The sequence below is a fragment of the Pedobacter hartonius genome (assembly GCF_900107535.1).
Lineage (GTDB): Bacteria > Bacteroidota > Bacteroidia > Sphingobacteriales > Sphingobacteriaceae > Pedobacter > Pedobacter hartonius.
Genome location: NZ_FNRA01000003.1, coordinates 307,089 through 328,093 on the forward strand (window position 1 = coordinate 307,089; position 21,005 = coordinate 328,093).

The following is a 21,005-nucleotide window of genomic DNA, read 5'->3' on the forward strand; positions in this document are numbered from 1 at the left end:
GCAGACACCTGCAAATCTGAGAATCTCGGTGGGTTATAATTTTCAATGGAGGACTGCTAGTCTGACTTCCTGAAGCCAGTAATATTTTTTTTTAGAAAAACGTTGCTGATTACCGCTTAATCCGGATAAAAAATGTACTCCCGGTACCTGGTGCTGAAGTCACATCAATTGATCCGTTTAACGCCGTCACAAGATCCTTAACGGTTGACAGACCTATTCCTGTCCCTTTTTGCTGATTTCTGTCTGTTTGTCCCAATGTGAAATTGGAAGTAAAGATCTTTTCATGGTATTCGGCAGGTATACCGATGCCATTGTCTTCGATCTCCAGTTTGTAATATTCATCATCCTGCTCAAAGCGGATATCGATCAGTCCTTCTTCCTTGTCATTATACCTGATTGCATTGTTCAGCAGGTTAAGAATAATCTGGTCGAACGCAATCAATGAGGTGTAAATTTCATACTTTTCCTCAGGGATACTGATCTTTATTCCCTTCGGAATGATTTGCATGTTGATGATCTTCTTTAGCAGGCCATTGAGGCTGAATTGCCTTTTATTGGCAAGAAGGGAGGAGGGCGATTTGGAATACTCCAGCATTTCGTCTACCAGCTGAAGTAAGTTCTGCGTTGAGGATATATTGAGATCTATCAGCTTTAAGCAACCTTCATACAGTTGTTTTTCATAACGTATTTTCAATGCCTGGGAGCCCAATAATACGTTACTCAACGGATTTTTAATATCATGAGCAGCCATCGATGCAAATTTCTGGATCAGCACATTGGAGTTCAGCAGGTTATGGTTGGTCTTTTCCAGTTGTCTGATCTTTCTTCTGAGTTCCAGCTTGTCCATCACCTGTTTGGCCAGGGATTTAAGTGCATTAACCTGATTAGGTGATAAGCTGTTGGCTTTCTGATCATATACACAAATTGTTCCCAGGGCAAATCCATCTTCATTGATAATGGGTACCCCGGCATAGAAAGAGATCTGTGTAACGCCGGTTACTACCGGGTTATCCGAAAACCTGGCATCGAGACTGGCATCCGGCACCATCATGATATCATCACTTGATGCAATCGCGTGGTTACAAAATGACATATCCCTTCTATTTTCTTTCAGGTCTGTTCCAAAATGCGATTTAAATGTCTGCCGGTCAGCACCGATAAAGGTGATTAACGCTATCGGTACTTCACAGATCGTTGATGCCAGAGATGCCAGGTCATCAAATTCCTGTTCGCTTTCCGTATCAAAAATATCATAAGTATCCAGAGCGCCCAGTCTTTGGGCTTCGGCATTATTTAATGGAATATTCTTCATTCGTGATAAGCTAGACAATAGATGATTTCAAATATAACTCATTTCCACGTAATTGTTCAGCTTGGAAGCTTTAAAAGCCATAGGACAAGTTTTTATCAGAAAGTCTTATGATTAAAATAGTTAGCGGATTAACACGCTTCGCTAACTGCATAAAATGGTGCAGACAAAGAAAATCGAGATCAGCAGGAAGCCATCCAGGTAAGCCTGCATCTGCGCATGTTTAGACAGGCTATGGTCTAATGCGCCATAAGCAGCTTGTTTAGCTAATGACAGGTTCATTCCTTTGGCAATCATGCGCCGGGTTTTGATGTCAATTTTAGATTTAAATGGCATTTATAAGGAATCATTTATTACCTGATTTTTATTTTAAATTTGCGATATGGAACATGTTCAAGATCCTGACAGGGTAATTTTCAAACTGCTTTATATTTTAAGACGCCATACAGACAGGGCGGCCACTGCAAAACTGGCCGCCTTGGTGCCGGGAGATTTCAATATAACTTTTATGCCCTATTTCATGAGTATCGCAGAGGAATCACTAACCATGAACTGGTCAATAAAATCATGGTAACCAAACAGGGCGTAAGTAAGACGGTAAAGGAACTTGAACGGCTGGGCCTGGTTTATACTGGTAAGAGTGAAACAGATGCCAGATCGATCATGATCTATTTAACAGAAGAAGGAAAAAACTTATACACAGCTATTGGTAAAATGGCAGATACGATGACTGAAAAATATATCAACCTGATTGGCGCAAAAAAATACGAACAGTTTATAAGTACCTGCGTTAAAATCTCAAAATGGCATGAAAATAAGGAGGATGGTATTATCTAAATGACACAGATCAACCAAATTTCAATGCAGCTGAAAGAAGCAATAATCATCCTCTGCACCGGCCTGGCCTTTGTATTTACCGGTTGCAATAGCGATGCTGTTGGTGAGGGCGGGCCAAAAGTACTGTATCGTGCTGTAGACAAAAGGGATACTGCCAGCTTTAAAGTCTACTTTACCCAAAAAGAGTTTCACGGGCAGTTTGAAATCAATTATGCCGGGGTATATAAAGATTCAGGTGATGTAAACGGAATCATTAAAGGTGATACCCTGATGGGAACTTTTCATTACCAAAGTTATGGCATTGAAAAATGGTACAGGATTCCAATAGCGCTGTTAAAAAAAGATGACCGCTTAATCATGGGTATCGGATCGATGGAGATCTATATGAATATGACCTTTTTCACAAAAAGCACCCCGATCGATTATCAGCATCCAAAGTTTGTTTTAAAAAAATGCCTTAGCGGAAACTAAGATTAACGGTTCAGCGGTGGCGACGGCTCATTTTATTTCAGGCCTGGCAATATGTAATAAAACTATTCATATTTGTTGCAATAGAGATGCATGCAATGCATATTTTAGTAAAGATCTAAACTAATCCACTGGTACTGGGCTGGACAGGCATGCGCGGTGTAGTATCACTTGCTGCCGCTTTATCAATTCCTGTTCAACTCGCCGATGGTTCAGCATTCCCGGAGCGGAACCTGATCCTGTTTATCACTTTTATCGTGATCCTGTTAACCTCATTGTTGCAGGGACTGACACTACCCTATCTGATCAAAAGATTCGATTTGCCCGACCTTGATGATGCCAGCCCTGAAGAAGAGACAGAAAGCAGGATACAAAGGGAGCTGGCAGACTATATGCTCCTGCATTTATAGACAAATTATAACGAGGAGTTAAACAGACAGCCCTTTCTATTGCAACTTGCCGGTAAATGGGAGCTGAAAGTTCAGTCAGATAACGAAACTACCCTCCCGGAAGAAGTCAAAACATTTTACCTCAATCTTTTAGACTAGCAAAGGAAATGGTTGCTGAAAAAAAATACCGAAGAAGAATTGCTCAACGAAGGCATTATACGCAAACACCTCCATTACCCGGATCTGGAAGAGGAGAAACTCCTGTTTCTGTAAACCCCCATCAAGATATATAACAGCCTCCTGCTGGTGTAACAGATTGAACCGTCTGCTTCAGCAACAATGACAGACGTAACATATTATAATAATTAGTTTAAACTAATAATTATAATTTGCTTTATAAAATTATTATTATTTGCTTTGCCTTCAGATAAGAAGAATATACAAACATGATGAAAACGTTATACCTGATTTTAGTACTGTTCATACCTGCCGTTACTTTAGCCCAGACGGGTTCTTTAAAAGGGAGGCTGACCAACGGCGGGGAGCCGCTGCCCGCTGTAAATATTGTCATCAAAGGCATTTCGGCAAATGCCACAAGTACCGAAAAAGGTTATTATGAACTGAAAAACATTGTTCCCGGTACATATGAAGTTTCCTTTTCTGCAGTGGGGTACCTGACTGAGAAACTTAAAATAACAATCCCCAACGGCGAGGCTGCCGTGCTAAACGGAAATTTAAAAGAGAATAGCTCCAAACTCAATGAGGTAGTGGTAACCGGGGTATCAAGAGCTACGGAATTACGCCGTAATCCTGTGCCTATTGCTGTAATGACCAAAAAGGAAATGAATGAAAATGTGAACAATAATATCATTGATGCGATTGTTAAAGGTGTGCCAGGCATCAATGCAGTGACTACAGGCCCAAATATATCAAAGCCTTTTATCCGGGGTCTGGGTTACAACCGGGTGTTAACGCTCTATGATGGCATCAGGCAGGAGGGGCAGCAATGGGGTGATGAACATGGTATCGAGATCGACCAGTATGGGATTGGCCGGGCCGAGGTAATTAAGGGGCCTGCAAGTTTAACCTACGGCTCTGACGCCCTTGCAGGGGTCATTAACCTGATTCCGGCTGTAGCTGACGGGGCCGAAGGTATACTGAAAGGAGATTACGTGGCAGACTACCACACCAACAACGGCATGGTCGGCACTTCGCTGGGCCTGGCCTATATAAAAAATGACTGGAGGTATAACTTCAGGGCAACGGTCAAGTCGGCACATGATTATCAGAATAAGATTGACGGTTTTGTTTATAACACCGGGTTCAGGGAGTTCAATTTGTCGGGAACTGCAAGGGTCGATAAAAAATGGGGTTCCTCGCAGCTTACGGCAACCTTATACGATAATAAACAGGAAATACCTGATGGCAGCCGTGATTCACTGACAAGGAGTTTTACAAAACAGGTAAACGAAGCGGGTAATGATAATATCAGAAACAGGCCATTGGTCAGCAACGATGAATTACGCTCTTATACTATTGCCCCGCTCCATCAGCGGATACAACATTACCGGCTGTATACACGCAATGATTTTAAACTTGGGGAAGGCAGCCTGCAGGCTTCAGTAGGTTTACAGCGCAGCGCAAGAAGAGAATACAACCACCCTACCCTGGCTGAGCAGGCCGGCTTATACGTTGTATTGAACACGCTTAATTATGATCTCAAATATAATTTGCCCTCCATTGCAGGCATAGAAAGCACGATAGGTGTAAACGGGATGTATCAGACCAACCGCAGCAAGACAGGTACAGATTTCCCCATTCCTGATTACAACCTGTTTGATGCGGGTGCATTTCTTTTTGCCAAAAAAACTTTTGGCAAACTTGACCTGTCAGGCGGGATCAGGTATGATAACCGCCACATGAAATGGAACGACTTTTATGTAGGTCCAAATGCTGAAAACGGTTTTGAGCAGCAGGTCAGACTACCCGATACGGCTGGCGCACATTTGCAATTCCCGGCATTCAAACATGTATACAAAGGCCTGTTGGGAAGTTTAGGGGCAACGTACAACGTCAGCGAGCGGCTATTACTAAAAGCGAACATCGCCAGGGGATACCGGGCGCCGAACATCACCGAAATTGGCTCCAACGGGCTTGATCCCGGTGCACATATTGTTTACCTGGGGAACCGCAGCTTTAGTCCTGAATTTAGCCTGCAGGAAGATATTGGTGTCATCGCCTATCTGAAAGATGTAGACCTGATCGCAGAATTTTTTAACAATCAGATCGATCACTATATTTATCAATCGAAACTGACCGATGCTAACGGCAATCCAATAGTGATTGTTCCGGGTAACAGTACATATCAATACCAGCAGTCCAAAGCCAAACTTTACGGAGCAGAATTTACTGTCAACCTTCATCCGCGTAATTTAAAATGGCTTGCCTTTAACAATAGCCTAGCCTATGTAAACGGCATCAACAAAAACCAGGAGCTGATCGCTGCGTCCAGCGGTGCTGCAAAATACCTGCCTTTTATTCCTCCGTTCCATATCCGCTCTGAGCTAAAGGTCACTTTACAGCAGGCATACGGAATATTTTCGAAGATCTATTTTAAAGCTGAAGCAGATGCCTATACCGCTCAAAATCATTTTTATGCCCTGGATGATACTGAAACCGCTACTCCCGGATATACCCTCATCAATTTCGGCGCTGGTACAACGATCAAAAGAAAATCAGAAAAAACTTTCTGCGAGCTGTTTTTCCAGATAGATAACCTCTTTGATAAGGCATATCAGTCTAATCTCAACCGGTTAAAATATTTTGAGTATTATACAGTCTCTCCAAACGGACACCTCGGAATTTACAATATCGGCAGGAATCTAAGCTTTAAAGCGATTTTCCCATTTTAGTACAGGGTAAAAAACCTTAGCGGCAATCATTCGTCTTAAAAGAGAATTAGTTAATTTAGTATAATAGAAAAGACCGAAACTCTTGAAGCTTTCTATAAGGATAAAGTCAATATACGCCCGGGGAGCATAGATAGTAAAAACATGCAGTTTGCTATCTTAAGCAACGATGAATATGCTAATGGCGCAACTATGCTTTACCGGCGCCGCGATTTCTATAAGGTGTCTTTATTTAAAGGCCGGATTTTACTTCATTATGGAGACAAAAGCCTTGAGGTTGACGGAACTTCGCTTGTATTCTTCAATCCAGATATTCCATACACGGGAGAAATGCTGGAAGAAAGTAATTTCGGAGGGTCACTGAAGAATTCGGACTCCGCTCCGCAAGCGACTTTGCCGAAAAGCTGGGCATACATGTCAATTATCTAAACCGCGCGGTAAAATCAGTAAAGGGAAAAACAACCACTGAACATATATCAGAACGGCTAACCAGGGAGGCAATAGCCTTACTCAAACATTCACACTGGAGCATCTCTGAAATCAGTTACAGCCTTGGATTTGAAGACCCTTCACACTTTAACCACTTCTTTAAAAAACAAACGACACAGGTGACTTCAAGTTTCAGATTGGCATTGTAATGGTCATGCCTGCAGCTAAAAAACGAAGCAGCAGGCATGACCAATATCATACAGTCTTCATGCGTGTACAGCTGTGCCCGCGGAATGCGTATGTTTTAAACCTTTTGATATGATCTGTTCAGCCTACACCTCTACCGGCCTGTTCTGATCTGTTATCCATTCACTCCAGGAACCGGCATACATTTTAGGGAAAACATTGCCAATATGTACAAAAAGCAAAACATTAAATGCAGCACTAACGCCGGAACCACAATAAAAAACCGCATTTTCCGGGGTGATATCCTTAAAATATTCCTCAATTTCAGCTTTATCCCTAACCAGGCCATCCTGGTTTACAAGGCTGTTGAAAGGCCTGGATATTGCTGTTGGAATATGACCGGCAACAGGATCGATAATTTCATTCTGCCCATGATACCTGTCATTGGTACGGGAATCAACCAGGCAAATACTATTCCCGTTAATTTTCTCCAGAATATCATCTGATTCAGCCAAAAATGCATCATTAAAACTGGCTGAAAATGACTCTTCAGTCCTCTCTACCTTTTCTGAATCCAGCGGAAGGTCATTCTTTTCCCAGTAGCTTTTGCCGCCTGAGAGAACCGCTGCATTTTCATGCCCGCTCCATTTCAAAAGCCACCATAATCTTGCAGCCGCCATTGCACCAAACTGTGAATCATAGGCGATCACCTGGGTAGTGCTGCCAATTCCTAATTTTGAAAACGTGGCTACCAGTTCATCCTTTAAGGGCAGCGGATGACGACCGGTTACTCCAGGAATTATTTTGCCGGACAAGTCTTTGTTCAGATCTGCATAAACAGCATTGGGAATATGTTTTTCGCTGTATTCCTTTAAGCCCCATTGTTCATCTGCCAATGAAAATGAACAATCTATAAAGAGAACATCAGGATTCTGAAGATTTCTTTCGGCTTCCTGAATGGTAATAAAAGTTGTATAATTCATGTTATTCTGACGCTGTTACGCTTAAATATACTATTCAAAATGAAAACGATATAAATTCAAATTTAATATTTATGCATGATAAAAACCTAACCAAATCTGGTTAAAAATAATTTCAGCGCTACAATCTATAATTAATATTCTTAGTTTTGCAGCGTTAAACGAAATTCATTGAAAAATTAAGTTAATCACTACCACGACAATGGTCAAACTCTTCATAGGAGGCTTTCCTCTCAATATTTCAGAACTTGAATTGGTGCAATTAGTTAGTTTGCATGGGACGGTGAGTACTGTCAAGATCGTTAGAGATAAAAAAACGGGTATCTGCAAAGGTTATGCTTTTTTGGAGATGAAAAGTATGACAGATGCAGTCAATGCAGTTGCAGCATTGAACGGCCGGGTTATAGACGGGCAGGCCTTAAGTTTAAAAATAAACAAGGAGACAGTGGCGCCCGCAGCTACTAAAGCCAAGCCAGCGCAAATTCCATCCCCCAATCCAAAATATGTTAAAATTGAAGGGCCTTCAGCTATCGTTAAAAAGAAAAGGCCCAGAAAGTCCTGACCCCGCTTTACAGGGATGCCCGTTATCTTATCTCCCGCAGCTGGTTGAGCAATTCAGTTCCCAAATCGGGTAGGCTGCACGCATCGGGCTTATCAGCAGCACAATAGCTTCATGATGCGCCGGCAGCATCAGCTAAATGGTATTACCAAATGCCTTAATGTAGTATTTTCTATACAATTCTTCGGATAGCTATGCCTTTTTACGCGATTTATTCGGATTCTTAAATTGGCAAAGATATTGTAATATGTGTAGTATCAAAAGCTGATTATATGTATAACTCTGAAAGAGAAGTTGAAAAATTATGTTTTTCAATCAGGCAAAATCTGAAAGCAAGTATCGACAGGCAAGTTCCATTTACACATTTAGCAGGATCTTACAATATTTCACTGGAATTCATCAATAACAATGACCTGGTTCTTCAGGCAAGAAGGACTGACGATGATCATTTCAATTTCCGCCTGGCTTTAAGTAAAGCGATCAGTGATTATTACGACATCGAAAAAAGCGTTGCCTCACTTATCCTTCAATATGGTAGTGCCGTTGCCTAATCATCACGGGCTTTAGCATTCATTGCAGGGCTGCCATATAGCAGAGAGTTTTAGTGAGTTAATGATTAACCTGTTTCTGCGTTCACCTTCTCTTTAAATATTTCAATGTCATCCTGTATTTCAATGTCATCCTGGTCAGGCAGCGGCACCTCATTTTTCATCTCCGCGGCCGGATTAAATTGCAAATTAATATACATTGGAAAATGATCCGATCCGCAGCTCAGCTTTCTTTCGATAGCTGTCAAAGTAAAATCAACCGAATAAAACACATAATCCAGTGGAAAACATTAAAAGAAGTATTTAGCATTAAAGCTATTGAAAAATCCTTTTCCTTTTCCTCGATCAAGCAACCCGCTGATATTAAAACCACAATATTGGCAGCCAGTTTCTGCAGCCCTGGAAATTCAAACACCCGGAATATCCAGTAATCATTCTTTATGCTGGGGATGAGTGAAGCGACAACAATAAAGATTCCAAAGTAAAACAGGCAGCGGCTATGTAATTACATAAAGGGCAATGAAGAGTGGGTTAATAGTTAAAAAGAAGGTCAGAAATTACTTTCTGCTTTTGGTACTGAGTCTGGTGGCCAATTTATTTTGCTTATACTCCTCATCTCCCAGGATAATGCCCCATGATTTTAATCCGTCAACACGATCGAATATAATTTTCAGCACAGCGATAACAGGGATTGAAAGGAACATACCTGGTATTCCCCAGATCATTTCGCCAATAATTACGCCAAGCACGGTCACCAGTGCATTAATTCTGACTTTAGAGCCCACAACTACCGGCAGTAAAATATTACTGTCGATCAGGTGCGTTATGATCAGTGTAACAATAACCAGTATCACTTTTGAGAATGCCGTAGCGGTGGCAAATGTAACAAGAGAACTAATCACCAATGCTGAAAATATACCTATATAAGGTATAATATTAAACAAGCCTGTAATTAAGCCCAGCAGAACTGCGTATTTGATTCCTAAAAGCCAGAAAGCCAGGCAAACAACAAATGATACAATTGCCATCTCAATCAGCAGTCCGATGATATATTTTCTGATCATGTACTGCACACGTTCAATGATTTCATATACAGTTGCTGAATTTTCGTCAAGAAATACGGCGATTAAAAATTTCATGATCAGCCTGCGGTACAGCAGAAAGAAAAATGTGTAGATAAATGTGAATACAAAAAACAGCATTAGCGAGGATAAGGATAACAGGGTTGCTCCCAACATCGTTGTTCCTGATGCCATTACTTTGCTGGTAGCAGAATGAACATAGGTCAGTTGCTTATTTGCATTGACATGAAACGTTCCCGCTATCCAATCCTGCAGGCCGTCTAGCGTTCTCAGCAGCTGTTGCTGAAACTGGGGCCAGTCGCTCGCCAGATCAGACATCTGCGATCCGATCACGTACAGAATAAAACCGATACATCCCAATAACAGCAATATAGATACCATAGATGCAGCGCTACGGGGTAACTTCATCTTATTTTCAAGAAATGCAGCCAGCGGGAGCAGCAAAATGGAGAACAAACAAGAAAAAATTAAAGGAGACAGAATCTCTTTGGCAACAATGGTAATATAACAAAGTGTGACCAGACTAATAAGTATTGATGATAACTTAATGTGGAATGGTAAACTCTTCAGTTGTTTTAGGTCCATAATGAGCGATATATAATAGATTGAGCAGGCAGATCATCGGTAAAGTCTTAACAGGATCAGCCTCTGCTCATAAGAAATAAATAAGCCATACAACCTGAAGCTTTACCAAATGTAACTATCAGGGAATATTGATTTATGAATCAACAAGTTACAGAATAACCATCAGAAAAATACCCGGAAATAATGTATATTATTCCCTACATACCGATTTGCACAGCCTGGCATTTATATTTCAAAAGAACTGATCATAGGTTTCAAAAAAGGCGCAACAGAAGAAAAATTCGATTAAATTTGTATGATGCATAATGTAGAGCCTGCAAATTCAATTTTCGACAAGATCTTATCTTTTATAGATTACACCAATCAGAATATTTTTCTTACCGGAAAAGCTGGGACAGGGAAAACCACCCTGCTTAAACGGATCAAAGAAACAAGTTCCAAAAAGATGGTGATCGTAGCCCCTACAGGAGTTGCGGCGATGAACGCAAAAGGTACTACCATCAATTCATTTTTTCAGCTGCCAACAGGCTCCTTTTTCCCTGGTGACATCAGCCTGGAGAATCTGCAGGCCGGGTTTATGTCTATCCAGTCAATGGTTTCCGACTCTAGTTATAACCGGGAAAAGACGAACCTGCTGAATGAACTGGAGCTGCTCGTCATTGACGAAGTATCTATGGTGCGCTGCGATTTAATGGATGTGATAGATGCCATACTGCGGTATGTCAGAAAAAACAACGCCCCATTCGGTGGGGTGCAGTTATTGCTCATTGGAGATCTTTATCAGTTGCCTCCCGTGGTCAAAAGAGAAGAATGGACATTTTTAAGCAGGGCCTACGTTTCGCCTTATTTCTTTGAAAGCCATGTTATCCGCAGACATCCGCTTTTACAGATAGAGCTAACTACCGTATTCCGGCAAACTGAACCGGAATTTATAAATATTTTGAATTCCATCAGAAACAACCAGATTGACGAAAGTACGCTAGCTTTGTTGAATAAGAGATATTCCCCCAAATTTAGTGCTTTGGAGGAGTCAAATCCTATCATTATTACTTCTCATAATGCTGAAGCAACTGCGATCAATAAGGAAAAGCTGGATGAGCTTCCGGGCCAGGAATTTACATTTAATGGTGAGGTAAACGGTGAATTCAGGGAAGCCGGCCTTCAGGCAGAACAGGTACTCAAATTGAAAGAGGGGGCACAGATCATGTTTATCAAAAATGACACTGGTGATGACCGGAAGTTTTATAACGGAAAAATTGGGAAGGTAAAGTCTGTTCGTGATGGGGAGATCTATATTTCCTTTCCGCAGGATGAGGACCTGCTGCTTGAAAAAACTTCATGGCAATCCTTTGAATATAAAACCGATCCTGAGCAGACCATTGTGCAGCAGCAGGTGGGTGAATTTTCGCAATATCCCATCAAACTTGCATGGGCGGTAACCATTCATAAAAGTCAGGGACTGACGTTTGACAGTGCTGTTATTGATGCAGGAAAATCATTTGTTGCAGGACAGGTTTATGTGGCCTTAAGCCGTGTCAGAACCCTCAACGGGCTTATTTTGAGATCGAAAATCAATACGGAGAGCCTAAGATCAAACCAGGAAGTCATCAGCTATATGAAACCGGCCGGTGAGGATGAAATGGATCATCTGCTGGTTAGCGAACAGGAGAAATTCATTCTTCAGTTGGTACTGAACCATTTTTCTTTTAATCAAATGTTGAGCGGACTGGAAGTTATCGTTTCAAATGCCGAAATGGTGAAATCAAATCTGCCGGAATTCAGGGCCTTACTGGCGCAGCTTAAAAAATCTGTTACGGACCTGATGGCAGTGGCAGAGCGCTTTCAGCAACAGGTGAAAAACCTGCATAAGGAAAATGGTTTCAAAGATCAGCAGATACTGCAGGACAGAATAACATCAGCAGCAGTATACTTTACCAAAGAGATCAACCTGCTACTGCTAAACCATGTTAATAAGAATATCAGGATCAAGCCAAAAAACAAGGCTGAGCAGCAGATTCAGCACTTGTTCCAGAAGTACAGGCAAGTGATTGAAACCAGGATACACCTGCTTCAGACTGCATCTCTATTATTGAAAGAACCAATCAGAGTGGGGTATTATACTGACTGGATCAACAAACATAAGGCACACCTGCTGACCAGACCGGGCTCATCTTCCGGAAGCCAGCAAGCTCCGACTAATCTTCAGCTGTTTTGAGCTGCACAATTACCTCAGTATATCCAAGGGTCAGATGTTTTTCACTTCGATCAATAGCGCTTTATTCGATTCCAGACCAAATATTTTTTAAAACTAAAATCTATGAGCAGATTGATATACCGGCCTGTTTAATATTCCACGTGATTTAAATTATAAAGCAAACATAACAGTTTTATTAAATTATAAATAAATTCTTAATGATTAAATTAAAATCTTAATTATAAAAATTTAAAATGAATAGGATTTACTTTTTTTGACGAAAAAGCACGCTAGTGTTTATATGTGATAGTACAAGAGATTTGATTTCCGGGAATCTGTTTCTCGCTGGGTTTTGACCTGTTCCCTGCCGCAAAGATGCTTGTGCGTCCGACATAGATAAGCAGAAGGTGCGTAGCTGGCACGCACTCATCGGCAAGGAACCAGCAACAACGTACGAGAATTGCGGTAACATTCAATTACTTCTGTCAGGCTTAATACTTAGTTGTAACCAGGATTTTGGGTGAAGAAGCCTGCGGTGGTCTGCAGTTCTGAAGCCGGTACAGGGTAGATCACATAATTTGGAAACCTCATTGATCTTAGTAATTGCATCCGCTGTACGCGATGCGTTTATCTGGGTTACAGCCAGCCCTTCCCTGATCAGGTCATTCCAGCGGAGGCCTTCTCCCATGAATTCGTGCTGGCGCTGAGTCGTCAGTGCAGCCAATGCCCCTCCTGCTCTTGCCCGATCTTTGTTCACAATGGCGTCTGCATCCGCCTATGTACCTCCTGCTCCATGCAGGATACATTCAGCTTTCATCATCAGGACATCGGTATACCTCAGATAAAGTTAATAGGCATGACGCTACAGGAACGAGGTGTGAAGGAAAGCTGGCAACAATTAAATTACTGGCAAACTTTGCCATACAAACGCACAAGCTGGAAGTAAATAGAATGCGCGTAAAAATCTGCATTCTGCGGTATACCGGTTCACTATAATTAAGCAAGTTAAGAAACAGGTAAAAAAAACACAAGTTATAGTATACTGTTTTAATAGTCTTTATTATATTTGTGCCATCAGGAATGAATTGTACTCTGATTTATCCTGGAGTTTAAACCTAGTCATGTGGCCGAGTGGTTAGGTATGGGTCTGCAAAACCTCTTACGGCGGTTCGATCCCGTTCTTGACGTCAAAACGTAATAGGATACGTTTATTTCAGATTTTTGGTTAAATCGAAAGTTTTGTTGAAAATAAGCCAGGCCGGATAGCCTGGCTTATTTGTTAAATTACTCCTGCGGTTTTGAGTAATGTACGGGTGCTGGAAACGATCACCAGGATACCTACAGCAATTAAAATAGTTTTGGTATTAAGCTTACCGGCAAGCCTTGCAGCGATTGGTGCGGCAAGCACACCACCTATGATAAGGCCTGCAATAGTTTGAATATGGCTTGTTCCTAAAATGATAAAAAATGTAAGTGCGCTTCCTAAAGTCACAAAAAACTCCGTAAGGCTTACAGTTCCGATAATATATCTCGGGGTTTTCCCCTTGGCAATTAAAGTACTGGTAACTAATGGCCCCCAGCCTCCGCCACCAAAAGAGTCAAGAAAACCTCCGGCTCCGGCCAGCCATCCGGCATGTTTAACTTTACGGGATTCATTCTTCTTTCTGAACGCATTCAACAGGATACGGGCACCCAATAGCAAAGTATAGACGGACAGTAACGGCCTGAGCCAGCTGCCATAAGCTTCTCCCAGATAACACAATAATATAGCTCCTATAATTGCCCCGGTAACCCCCGGTAATAACAGTGTTTTAAAAAGCTTTTTATTGATATTGCCAAACCTGTAATGACTAAAACCAGAAGCCCCGCTTGAAAACATTTCGGCAGTATGGATACTTCCGCTGATCGACGCAGGATTCAATCCCGTAGAAAGCAGTACCGTAGTTGAGATCACACCATACCCCATTCCAAGGGCACCGTCTACAAGCTGCGCTACAAAACCGGCCAGCAACATCCAGCCAAATGCAGGTTCCAGTCCCAGAGTGTCTCCAAATGCTTTAAATGCATTGATCAGGTTTGTCATAGGATAGAACGAAGCGATTAGATGGCCGATGATCATAAACCCAAGTGCGAATAAACACCTTCCTGCAATCACACGCCAGTACTTTTCATCTCTGATTGGATAATGTTGTGTTGCTTCCGCTTTGTTTTCTTCCATTAGTCTATCAGCAGCTGGGTTTTTATGATCCTTCATTTTATATTTGTGGCTTCGTGTATATCCGCAAATATAAAATAAATAATTAAAGACTACTTGTTTAGTAGTATATTTGAGAGCTACAGATTCTCCCCGAAAACGGCGGTTTATTCAGCACTCAACCAGGTAATAAAACCATAGTTAATTCCTGTACTTCTCCATATACTTCCTCCTCAGCACTTTTTCCAGGGATCTCCAGTAAAAACCGGACATGATCTCCTCAGCCTTCTGTACCACTTCATTGAAATCATTGCCTTTAATCCTGTACCTGTCCCTGATAAGGAACCTGAACATCAGCCTCAGCTTTCTTTCATTCAGCTTTCGCAGTCGTTCATTAGAGATCATCATATTGTGCATGGTATAATTCTCTGCAAGATCAGCAATGACCTCGCCGGACAAAGGATCTTTATACAAAAGAATTTCCCGTGAATTGATCGTGGAGGAGAAACAGAAGCGGCTGTACAAATTGGGCCTCAGCCTGGATTTGTATGTGATTAAAAATGCAGTGAGATCAATATACAGTTCAAAACCCTGAGCCGGAAAATGCCGTACAAACTCTTCCCTAAAACACACAAACAGATTTTCGGCAAGTCTTTCTTCACGAAATACAGACAGACAAATCGTTAATGCTGCAGTGTATGAGCGGTTCCCGCCGGCATCGCCCCAGTCGAAACCACATTCATAAAATGGCCGGAGCCCATGGCCTACTTCAGGCAGAATTTCAATCCCATCAACCCAAATCCTTTTAACGGTTTCAGTTACCGATTCAGGACTGGTAATTGTAAACAGACTTCCTTTAATTAAATATTTATTCATTTGCATACCCCATAGCTCTTTCTAATTGAACCCGGTACAGAAAAAGGCTGGGCAGCCGGCAACAAGTTGTGTTTGATTGCTAGGTTTATGCCGACCGCTTCAGCCAATATCAAGTGGAGATTGTACCCCAGGGCAAGCGGAAGGTCTGATCAATATTACAGGGCCGGCCACTTGCTTGTCTAATGTAACAGAGGTTCTGGTAAACCTTTGTATTTTTTTCAAAATACACCCTACAATAAACATAAGCAAGCAACCGGCCCCATAATTTATAGGGTCCAGCTGCCTGACTTAACTCGCAGGGTATTGAAATTTACCAGATTTCTGTTACGAGGCTCGTCAAGCAATGCTTCAATATCATTCTGAAGACTGCTAAATTATAAATTTTGATTCAATCGCTATCTTAAATACATTTTATTTGGTTAGTTATCTTAAATAATGTAGAGTATGTAATTGAATATAATCTAACTTTTCTACATTAACAAAACAAATATCTACAATAATGTAGAATAATAAAAATAAAATGTAGATTTTTATTATTAATTAAACATTTACCTTGTTTCTAGTGAAAAACGATGATTTCAAGAAACATAAGGGCGAATATTTAAACCAGCTGGTCCGCAGAAAAGGGATTAAGATTAAGGTGCTCACTAAGAGTGCGGGCTTTGACAGGTCTACTTTTTACAACCATATTAAACAGCCTAATCTATCATTTGCTATACTGGCTAAATATGGCGCAGTACTTAATCATGATTTTGCCGAAGAATTCCCGGAAATGAAAACTGAAGGTAAACAACCTGCACAAGCGGCTATGAGTTATGAGGAACTGGAAAAAGACAGGGACAGCTGGAAAGAAAAGTATTTTCAGGTAGCAGAGCTGTTTCATAAATGTCTGCAGCAGCAAAATAAACGCTGACCTTTAACGGAAGATTTAATTGCTACCAGGCTGTCAGCCTTCCCTGCTAGCCGCCGGATTGATCACATTGACAGCGATCTGAGCGAGGTAAGCATCAGCATTTTTTTCTTCTGTCAGGCAACGTTCAAGCAATACCTGGGCACTATCCTCCTCAATTTCGGCCAATAGCGAGATCAAGCTGCCATAACAGGCAATCTTATAATGAACCACGAGCTGCATAGCATAGATAATCTCTGCATCCCGCAGGGCAGTACCGGTTTCAACCGTTTTTACAATTTCTGCTGATTTATCGCTCAGGATCTCTATGATCTTACATTTGCCCAGTCCCGGACTGATCCTGAGTAATTTAAATACGAGCTCTAATCTTTCTATATGATTTTCTGCTTCATGAGACTGGGAGACCAATGCAGTCTGCAGCTCTTCTGTATAGGCTGCAATTGATAAGGCTGCCGCACATTTAACAGTTTTCTTTTCCGCATTGTAGATATCCTGTAAACACTCAATGAAGAATTTCAATAATCCCCGCTCTTTCAATTGATCTGCCATAAAATATGATCTTAATGAAACAATCCCCCAATAATCCAACGTGATATAAACAATTCGAAAAGATAAAAGTTTAGGTAAACAAATTAGTTTGTAGCTTTGGAAGATTAAAAAATTATCATGGCAGTATTACATAAAAAAGAAGAGAAAATTGAAGTTGTGCTAAGTAAGCTTCCAAAAGATTATACCGATAAGCAGTTTGTAGAGACCTTTATACAGCTTTATTCAAAGGATTGGGGGAAAATAAAAGCAAATTATATCAAACAATCGCAGGATAAAGATCCCGGAACGGTGATCACAATGCCTAAACCAGAACTTTATTTGAAAAGTATTCTGACAGTTTACCTGCAAAATTTAAAAAATAATCAGGCTGCTGAATAATAAACCGATAAAATCAGCGTCTATATACTGAGAGCGTTAATTTAGATGACGGGGATAGGCGTTAAGTTTATCCCCGTTTCTTTTTGCTCCCGGTCTATTGGGGCATCCCAGGTAATACGGTTGCGCGACCAGGCCTAAATACGGTCATATGATCAGCCTGTTCTGCTGAACTAGATCAGGTCATTCTCTTTCAAAAAGTCTTTTACACTCTGAAAATCCAGGAATATCTTATCTGCAGCAGATAGTTTAAGATGATCATCAGTATTTGCCTGAATGGCGAAACAGGTTAACCCTGCGGCTTTTGCGGCGCGTAACCCATTTAAGGTATCTTCAAACACCAGGCATTCTGATTTTTGAAGCCCCAGTTTTTCTACGGCAAGGTTATACGATTCCGGATCAGGTTTGCTATGGGTTACATCGCTCCGCGTGATCAGTAAACTGAAGTATTTATCCAGCCCGTTTTTCCTGAACATCTCGTCTACATCTGCCCTTTTACTTGCTGTAACCAATGCCATCACGATCCCTTTACTCCTGAAAAAATCAAGCGTGTCCTGCACATGTGGCATCAGGTCAATCACACTGGTCTTTAAGCGCTCCACCGTCAGGTCTTCTTTTCTGGAAATCAGCAGTTCCAACGGTGATTCAATTTCGTAAAGTTCTTTTAGCCTTTGCGCATTTCCAGGCAATGGGATGCCTGCATAATTTTTTAGAAAATCTGAGTATTCCAGCTGAATATTGGATTCGGCCAGCAGTTCATTCCAGGTATTGAAATGAAAGTGTTCTGAATCTACAAGAGTGCCATCAAGATCGAAGAGTAGTGCTTTAAATTTTGCCATCGGCTACAAATTAAAAAAAAATGAGGGTTGCCCCTCATCTGTTGTGTTATTTTTACACGAAGTTGATTTAATCAGCCTCTTATATTCATTCTTTCCCTGTTATTTCTGCTTTATCCACGTAACGATATCGTTGATCAGCGTTTCTGATACGCTTGAGGCCTGTTGGTATTGCGCATAAGATCCTTTTTCCAGCTGTGAACTTAACAGGTAGTTCAAATCAGGATAAAGCTTAAGGGTAACATTGCCTTTTTGGCCCAGGGCCGTATTCCAGAGATTATAATCAGTAACTGGTACCTGAAAGTCGTTCGCTCCCTGTATAATCAGCATACGCTTATTTAATTTCCTGGCGGCATCTACCTGGTTATAGTTATTGAGATCTACCCAATAAGAAACTGGCAAGCCTAAAATACTTGAATCAGGTTTCATTGTTCCTGCCTGGGTGATCCTGGTCCTGTCCAGTTCAGTCATGATCCCGGCAAGCTGTTTCTTCCCTGCCTGTGTCGTATCCTTAGCCATGTCATACATATACTTATTCTGTTCTACCATGATATCTGTGAATTTCCTGGCCGGGGCTTCTGCCAGGATCAGCCCTTTTATGGAGGGGGCAAGCGCAGCAATTTTTGGCGCAAGCATAGCGCCCAGGCTATGGCCGAATAAATAGATCTCTTTTTTATCTATGCCCGGCAGGGTTCCTGCTAGCGCGACAGCTGCCAGTGCGTCATCTACAGTCTCTTCTTTAACCGTGAAAACACCGCCAAATTCACCCGAGTAAACCATGGTTCTTTTTACATAACGGATGCTGGCAATTCCTTTGGCGGCTAAACCGGCCGCAAGATCTTTGAAAGGCTTGTTAGGTCCAACCGTTTCGTCCATGTCACTCGGTCCTGAACCATGCACCAGTATCACTACAGGATAATTTACGATCTTCTTTGGAGTAGTCAGCAGACCAACAAGATTATGTGCCAGTGTTTTTATATAGATTTCTTTTTGGCTGTACAGGGTAGTATCTGCATAGGCAGGGTTGAGGTAGACCGCTACTGTGGAGCGTGGTTTAAGAAAAAATCCCGCTATTTTTTGTGCTTTGTCGAATCCCATGATAAACGATTGTGTATCATTCGCGAATTTTGCATCAACAATAACCGTAAAAAACTCACCCTGGGTCTTCCCTTGTACCGCTGCGGCGGATTCAAATTTCCCAAACCTAGAATTTAATTCTCCCCATAACTTCTGCAGTTCCGCCGTCGGAACCTTAGTTTGAAGATTCGTGTCAAACAAATCATGGGCTTCAGTAAATTTTTGCTGGTCCATAAGCTGAAAAAAATCATTTGCACGGCCAAAGAGATTTAACATTCCCTGAGAGAACGATGCCGTGGTAACCAACAGCAATAAAAATAGTAGTATAGATTTCTTCATATCAATCATTAGCTAAATTATATAGCGTATGACCAAAGTTAGTATTAATTCATTCAGATAAAATTGTTGTAAAAAGGATTCTGAAAAAATAAGGAAAGAAATGAAAGGTTTGATGAATATTTAGCGGAAAATTAAAGGAAATGGGATGCGTATAAAAAAAAAGAAAGGGTTGTCGCATCCACGAAGCATCCCTATTCTAACCAAATATAAACCTGTATGAACGGGTTTTCCTTTAAATTTCAAAATACTAAAATGATTTAGCAGAATATTGAAATTGTTTATCTCTTATTGTTGATACAAATATACAAACAATTTAATAGTGTACAAACTACACTATTAAATTTTTTTAAAAAAAACATTCCCATGACGATTAAAAATAACCGAAAACTTCGAAAAACTGCCTAAATAACTTATTATAGCCATATTTTACACCTTATTAACAGTTAATTTTTTTTTTACGTCTTCTTTTGTTCCATTAAACGGACCTGAAGATTCAATCTTTAAACTGGCCATTGCCGCACCGAATTCTCCTGCTTCCTGAATCCCCACACCTTTTACGCGCTGATAGAGGTATCCTGCCATATAAGTATCGCCACATCCTGTGGCATCGGTCTCGACAGCTGGTTCATACGCAGGAATATCGTAGAATACACCTTCAGCATATATAACTGAGCCTAAACTTGCACGGGTGACTACCACCTCCCTAACACCCCAGGCAGCAAGCTCACGGGCACCGGCCTCAATTCCTTTGATTCCGGTGAGTACCTCCAGTTCCGCCTCATCTGCTTTTACGATGTGTACATATTGAAGGGCTTCTTTCTTTTCAAACCAGTCTACAGCACAAACACGCTGCCCGCTTACTTCCCGCAGGTATCCCTGAACATCTAGGGATACCCTGCTTTTTTTTGATAGCTCCCTGATCAGTTCAACCGGGATATCGTTGGCCAGTAAGGGCCCCAGATGAAATATTTCCGCATCAATATCGCTCAGTTGCTCAACCGTAAAAGGGTCTGATTCCTGCAATACCCGCTGTGTACGGTGATCAAGTTTCGCCGAGTAGATATTCTCGAAATAGACAGTCTTAACACTTGGAAATACAATGACCTCAGTACCTTTATCACGCAATTCGGTTACAAAGGCCATTTCGCTCTCTGCGATAGCAGTCACCAGACCATAGTTTACATCCATCTGGCGCAATGCGTTGGAAAAATAAAAAGAAGTACCTCCGGCCATATGTTTTTCGGCGGTACTGGTCACAACTCTGTCTAATGTAATATGTCCTATGCAACAAATATCGTACATCTATCCTTGTTTTATGAATTAACAGCTGATCTATAGTGCCGTACTGCAAAGGTAGATAATAGCAGCTTTATC

At 41.3% G+C, this 21,005-nt stretch carries 24 protein-coding genes and 1 tRNA gene; 13 read left to right on the forward strand and 12 right to left on the reverse strand.

What is annotated here, in order from left to right:
• Positions 1-109: 109 nt before the first annotated feature.
• Positions 110-1,312 (reverse strand): GAF domain-containing sensor histidine kinase, encoded by a 1,203-nt coding sequence (locus BLW16_RS07360; RefSeq protein ID WP_090555909.1) that lies wholly within the window; start codon positions 1,310-1,312, stop codon positions 110-112.
• Between the two features lie 141 nt (positions 1,313-1,453).
• Entirely contained in the window at positions 1,454-1,645 is a 192-nt protein-coding gene (locus BLW16_RS07365; protein ID WP_090555910.1) for a hypothetical protein, read from the reverse strand.
• Between the two features lie 46 nt (positions 1,646-1,691).
• Between BLW16_RS07365 and BLW16_RS07370 the strand changes: the two genes are divergently transcribed.
• The 7 genes from BLW16_RS07370 to BLW16_RS23665 all read left to right on the forward strand — a co-directional run bounded on the left by BLW16_RS07370 (position 1,692) and on the right by BLW16_RS23665 (position 6,550).
• Positions 1,692-1,883: a hypothetical protein gene (locus BLW16_RS07370; protein WP_090555911.1), complete on the forward strand. Its 192-nt coding sequence runs from the start codon at positions 1,692-1,694 to the stop codon at positions 1,881-1,883.
• Positions 1,874-2,146: a MarR family winged helix-turn-helix transcriptional regulator gene (locus BLW16_RS07375; protein WP_394332010.1), complete on the forward strand. Its 273-nt coding sequence runs from the start codon at positions 1,874-1,876 to the stop codon at positions 2,144-2,146. The genes BLW16_RS07370 and BLW16_RS07375 overlap by 10 nt, the downstream gene beginning before the upstream one ends.
• A 24-nt stretch (positions 2,147-2,170) precedes the next feature.
• Positions 2,171-2,617, forward strand: a complete 447-nt coding sequence (locus tag BLW16_RS07380; protein ID WP_139298276.1) for a hypothetical protein — start codon at positions 2,171-2,173, stop codon at positions 2,615-2,617.
• Between the two features lie 149 nt (positions 2,618-2,766).
• Positions 2,767-3,024: a hypothetical protein gene (locus BLW16_RS23655; protein ID WP_090555914.1), complete on the forward strand. Its 258-nt coding sequence runs from the start codon at positions 2,767-2,769 to the stop codon at positions 3,022-3,024.
• 425 nt (positions 3,025-3,449) lie between these two features.
• Positions 3,450-5,915, forward strand: coding sequence for a TonB-dependent receptor (locus tag BLW16_RS07390; protein ID WP_217631533.1), 2,466 nt, complete (start codon positions 3,450-3,452; stop codon positions 5,913-5,915).
• 141 nt (positions 5,916-6,056) lie between these two features.
• A complete protein-coding gene (locus tag BLW16_RS23660) occupies positions 6,057-6,341 on the forward strand; it encodes a hypothetical protein (protein ID WP_245735167.1) in 285 nt (94 codons plus the stop codon).
• Entirely contained in the window at positions 6,323-6,550 is a 228-nt protein-coding gene (locus BLW16_RS23665) for a helix-turn-helix domain-containing protein (protein WP_245735179.1), read from the forward strand. The genes BLW16_RS23660 and BLW16_RS23665 overlap by 19 nt, the downstream gene beginning before the upstream one ends.
• Positions 6,551-6,673: 123 nt before the next feature.
• Here BLW16_RS23665 and BLW16_RS07400 read toward each other — a convergent pair whose 3' ends face one another.
• Positions 6,674-7,510, reverse strand: coding sequence for a sulfurtransferase (locus BLW16_RS07400; RefSeq protein ID WP_090555916.1), 837 nt, complete (start codon positions 7,508-7,510; stop codon positions 6,674-6,676).
• A gap of 199 nt (positions 7,511-7,709) precedes the next feature.
• Here BLW16_RS07400 and BLW16_RS07405 point away from each other — a divergent pair, with 199 nt between their 5' ends.
• Together BLW16_RS07405 and BLW16_RS07410 are read left to right on the forward strand one after the other, a co-directional pair.
• Entirely contained in the window at positions 7,710-8,069 is a 360-nt protein-coding gene (locus tag BLW16_RS07405; protein ID WP_090555917.1) for an RNA recognition motif domain-containing protein, read from the forward strand.
• A gap of 269 nt (positions 8,070-8,338) precedes the next feature.
• On the forward strand, positions 8,339-8,617 hold the full coding sequence (locus BLW16_RS07410) for a hypothetical protein (protein ID WP_090555918.1): 279 nt from the start codon (positions 8,339-8,341) through the stop codon (positions 8,615-8,617).
• 65 nt (positions 8,618-8,682) lie between these two features.
• Here the strand turns inward: BLW16_RS07410 and BLW16_RS07415 are convergent, their stop codons facing one another.
• Both BLW16_RS07415 and BLW16_RS07420 read right to left on the reverse strand, forming a co-directional pair.
• The gene (locus BLW16_RS07415) at positions 8,683-8,862 is read right to left on the reverse strand and encodes a hypothetical protein (RefSeq protein ID WP_139298277.1); all 180 of its coding nucleotides are present in this window, start codon (positions 8,860-8,862) and stop codon (positions 8,683-8,685) included.
• 309 nt (positions 8,863-9,171) lie between these two features.
• The gene (locus BLW16_RS07420; protein WP_090555920.1) at positions 9,172-10,281 is read right to left on the reverse strand and encodes an AI-2E family transporter; all 1,110 of its coding nucleotides are present in this window, start codon (positions 10,279-10,281) and stop codon (positions 9,172-9,174) included.
• Positions 10,282-10,576: 295 nt separating this feature from the next.
• On the opposite strand from BLW16_RS07420, the gene BLW16_RS07425 reads away from it, so the two are divergent.
• Positions 10,577-12,496 (forward strand): ATP-dependent DNA helicase, encoded by a 1,920-nt coding sequence (locus BLW16_RS07425; protein ID WP_245735168.1) that lies wholly within the window; start codon positions 10,577-10,579, stop codon positions 12,494-12,496.
• Positions 12,497-12,947: 451 nt separating this feature from the next.
• Here the strand turns inward: BLW16_RS07425 and BLW16_RS07430 are convergent, their stop codons facing one another.
• The gene (locus tag BLW16_RS07430) at positions 12,948-13,232 is read right to left on the reverse strand and encodes a hypothetical protein (protein WP_139298278.1); all 285 of its coding nucleotides are present in this window, start codon (positions 13,230-13,232) and stop codon (positions 12,948-12,950) included.
• Between the two features lie 360 nt (positions 13,233-13,592).
• Here BLW16_RS07430 and BLW16_RS07440 point away from each other — a divergent pair.
• A tRNA-Cys gene (locus tag BLW16_RS07440) sits at positions 13,593-13,663 on the forward strand.
• A 91-nt stretch (positions 13,664-13,754) separates the two neighbouring features.
• Here the strand turns inward: BLW16_RS07440 and BLW16_RS07445 are convergent.
• Positions 13,755-14,693, reverse strand: coding sequence for a sulfite exporter TauE/SafE family protein (locus tag BLW16_RS07445; protein ID WP_090556146.1), 939 nt, complete (start codon positions 14,691-14,693; stop codon positions 13,755-13,757).
• Positions 14,694-14,870: 177 nt separating this feature from the next.
• Positions 14,871-15,545: a hypothetical protein gene (locus BLW16_RS07450; RefSeq protein ID WP_139298279.1), complete on the reverse strand. Its 675-nt coding sequence runs from the start codon at positions 15,543-15,545 to the stop codon at positions 14,871-14,873.
• A 562-nt stretch (positions 15,546-16,107) separates the two neighbouring features.
• On the opposite strand from BLW16_RS07450, the gene BLW16_RS07455 reads away from it, so the two are divergent.
• Entirely contained in the window at positions 16,108-16,458 is a 351-nt protein-coding gene (locus BLW16_RS07455; protein ID WP_090555925.1) for a hypothetical protein, read from the forward strand.
• A gap of 33 nt (positions 16,459-16,491) precedes the next feature.
• Here BLW16_RS07455 and BLW16_RS07460 read toward each other — a convergent pair whose 3' ends face one another.
• Positions 16,492-17,004: a DUF892 family protein gene (locus BLW16_RS07460; protein WP_090555926.1), complete on the reverse strand. Its 513-nt coding sequence runs from the start codon at positions 17,002-17,004 to the stop codon at positions 16,492-16,494.
• Positions 17,005-17,121: 117 nt separating this feature from the next.
• Between BLW16_RS07460 and BLW16_RS07465 the strand changes: the two genes are divergently transcribed.
• Positions 17,122-17,382, forward strand: a complete 261-nt coding sequence (locus BLW16_RS07465) for a hypothetical protein (RefSeq protein ID WP_090555927.1) — start codon at positions 17,122-17,124, stop codon at positions 17,380-17,382.
• A 170-nt stretch (positions 17,383-17,552) separates the two neighbouring features.
• Here the strand turns inward: BLW16_RS07465 and BLW16_RS07470 are convergent, their stop codons facing one another.
• The 3 genes from BLW16_RS07470 to BLW16_RS07480 all read right to left on the reverse strand — a co-directional run bounded on the left by BLW16_RS07470 (position 17,553) and on the right by BLW16_RS07480 (position 20,933).
• Positions 17,553-18,218, reverse strand: a complete 666-nt coding sequence (locus tag BLW16_RS07470; protein ID WP_090555928.1) for an HAD family hydrolase — start codon at positions 18,216-18,218, stop codon at positions 17,553-17,555.
• 99 nt (positions 18,219-18,317) lie between these two features.
• Positions 18,318-19,631: a DUF3887 domain-containing protein gene (locus BLW16_RS07475; protein ID WP_090556147.1), complete on the reverse strand. Its 1,314-nt coding sequence runs from the start codon at positions 19,629-19,631 to the stop codon at positions 18,318-18,320.
• 426 nt (positions 19,632-20,057) lie between these two features.
• Positions 20,058-20,933 (reverse strand): PfkB family carbohydrate kinase, encoded by an 876-nt coding sequence (locus BLW16_RS07480; protein WP_090555929.1) that lies wholly within the window; start codon positions 20,931-20,933, stop codon positions 20,058-20,060.
• Positions 20,934-21,005 lie beyond the last annotated feature (72 nt).

Bases quoted from the DNA above. Each gene is read 5' to 3' on its own strand.
- BLW16_RS07475 (WP_090556147.1), bottom strand. From the start codon at position 19,631: ATGAAGAAATCTATACTACTATTTTTATTGCTGTTGGTTACCACGGCA.
- BLW16_RS23655 (WP_090555914.1), top strand. From the start codon at position 2,767: ATGCGCGGTGTAGTATCACTTGCTGCCGCTTTATCAATTCCTGTTCAA.
- BLW16_RS07425 (WP_245735168.1), top strand. From the start codon at position 10,577: ATGATGCATAATGTAGAGCCTGCAAATTCAATTTTCGACAAGATCTTA.
- BLW16_RS07370 (WP_090555911.1), top strand. From the start codon at position 1,692: ATGGAACATGTTCAAGATCCTGACAGGGTAATTTTCAAACTGCTTTAT.
- BLW16_RS07445 (WP_090556146.1), bottom strand. From the start codon at position 14,693: ATGGAAGAAAACAAAGCGGAAGCAACACAACATTATCCAATCAGAGAT.
- BLW16_RS07480 (WP_090555929.1), bottom strand. From the start codon at position 20,933: ATGTACGATATTTGTTGCATAGGACATATTACATTAGACAGAGTTGTG.
- BLW16_RS07360 (WP_090555909.1), bottom strand. From the start codon at position 1,312: ATGAAGAATATTCCATTAAATAATGCCGAAGCCCAAAGACTGGGCGCT.
- BLW16_RS07400 (WP_090555916.1), bottom strand. From the start codon at position 7,510: ATGAATTATACAACTTTTATTACCATTCAGGAAGCCGAAAGAAATCTT.
- BLW16_RS07365 (WP_090555910.1), bottom strand. From the start codon at position 1,645: ATGCCATTTAAATCTAAAATTGACATCAAAACCCGGCGCATGATTGCC.
- BLW16_RS07390 (WP_217631533.1), top strand. From the start codon at position 3,450: ATGATGAAAACGTTATACCTGATTTTAGTACTGTTCATACCTGCCGTT.
- BLW16_RS07465 (WP_090555927.1), top strand. From the start codon at position 17,122: ATGGCAGTATTACATAAAAAAGAAGAGAAAATTGAAGTTGTGCTAAGT.
- BLW16_RS23660 (WP_245735167.1), top strand. From the start codon at position 6,057: ATGCAGTTTGCTATCTTAAGCAACGATGAATATGCTAATGGCGCAACT.
- BLW16_RS07450 (WP_139298279.1), bottom strand. From the start codon at position 15,545: ATGAATAAATATTTAATTAAAGGAAGTCTGTTTACAATTACCAGTCCT.
- BLW16_RS07470 (WP_090555928.1), bottom strand. From the start codon at position 18,218: ATGGCAAAATTTAAAGCACTACTCTTCGATCTTGATGGCACTCTTGTA.
- BLW16_RS07410 (WP_090555918.1), top strand. From the start codon at position 8,339: ATGTATAACTCTGAAAGAGAAGTTGAAAAATTATGTTTTTCAATCAGG.
- BLW16_RS07405 (WP_090555917.1), top strand. From the start codon at position 7,710: ATGGTCAAACTCTTCATAGGAGGCTTTCCTCTCAATATTTCAGAACTT.
- BLW16_RS07380 (WP_139298276.1), top strand. From the start codon at position 2,171: ATGCAGCTGAAAGAAGCAATAATCATCCTCTGCACCGGCCTGGCCTTT.
- BLW16_RS07420 (WP_090555920.1), bottom strand. From the start codon at position 10,281: ATGGACCTAAAACAACTGAAGAGTTTACCATTCCACATTAAGTTATCA.
- BLW16_RS07460 (WP_090555926.1), bottom strand. From the start codon at position 17,004: ATGGCAGATCAATTGAAAGAGCGGGGATTATTGAAATTCTTCATTGAG.